At 59.3% G+C, this 1,175-nt stretch carries 1 protein-coding gene; it reads right to left on the reverse strand.

The window, feature by feature from the left end; genetic code table 11:
* Positions 1-1,175, reverse strand: a 1,175-nt coding sequence (locus GG681_RS17610; protein ID WP_153549350.1) for an AMP-binding protein, incomplete at both ends; no start/stop codon positions are given.

Genomic DNA, 1,175 nt, shown 5'->3' on the forward strand with positions numbered 1-1,175 from the left:
GTCATCAGGTGGCCGCCAGTTTCGGTCTGCCACCAGGTGTCAACGATGGGGCAATTGCCTTTGCCAACCACATCATTGTACCAGGCCCAGGCCTCGGGGTTGATCGGCTCACCGACGGTGCCCAGAACTTTAAGCGCGCTGAGGTCGTATTTTTCAACAAACTCGGTGCCTTGGCCCATCAGAGCGCGAATGGCGGTGGGGGCAGTGTAGAACTGGTTCACCTTGTGTTTTTCACACACGGCCCAGAACCGGCCCGCATCCGGATAGGTCGGCACGCCTTCAAACATCAGCGTGGTGGCACCATTGGCCAGCGGGCCATAAACGATATAGCTGTGGCCGGTGACCCAGCCCACATCGGCGGTGCACCAGTAAACGTCGCCCTCGTGGTAATCAAACGTCACCTCATGGGTCAGCGCCGCATAAACCAGGTAGCCGCCGGTGGTGTGGACCACGCCCTTGGGCTGGCCGGTGGAGCCTGAGGTATAGAGGATGAACAGCGGATCTTCGGCGTTCATTTCGGCAGGTTTGTTGTAATCACCCGCTTCCAGCACCATTTCATTATAGTCGAAATCACGACCATCGACCCAGGTGGTCTGGCCACCGGTGCGCTTGACCACCAGGCATTTGACGTCGTCTTTGCAATGCAACAGCGCGGCATCCGCATTGGATTTCAGCGGCGTCTTGCGCCCGCCGCGCGGCGCTTCATCGGCGGTGATGATCAGCTTGGCGTCGGATCCATTCACACGCGCGGCCAGCGCATCGGGGGAGAACCCGGCAAAAACGATGGAGTGGATCGCGCCAATGCGGGCGCAGGCGAGCATGGCATAGGCGGCTTCGGGGATCATCGGCAGATAAAGCACCACGCGCTCACCTTTGCGCACGCCCAGGGATTCCAGCACATTTGCCATGCGGCAGACGCGTGTGTGCAGCTCTTTGTAGGTGATGTGCTGGGCGGCTTCATTTGGATCATCGGGTTCAAAGATGATCGCGGTCTGATCGCCGCGGGTTTCCAGGTGGCGGTCGATGCAGTTGGCGGCAACGTTCAGCGTGCCGTCAGCAAACCAGTTGATGGAGACATTGCCGGGTGCATAGCTCACATCTTTGACCTGGGTGAACGGTTTGATCCAATCAATCCGCTGCGCCTGCTCACCCCAGAACGCTTCGGGATCTGAAAC

It is taken from the genome of Tritonibacter aquimaris (assembly GCF_009617595.1).
In the GTDB taxonomy this organism is placed as follows: Bacteria; Pseudomonadota; Alphaproteobacteria; order Rhodobacterales; family Rhodobacteraceae; genus Epibacterium; species Epibacterium aquimaris.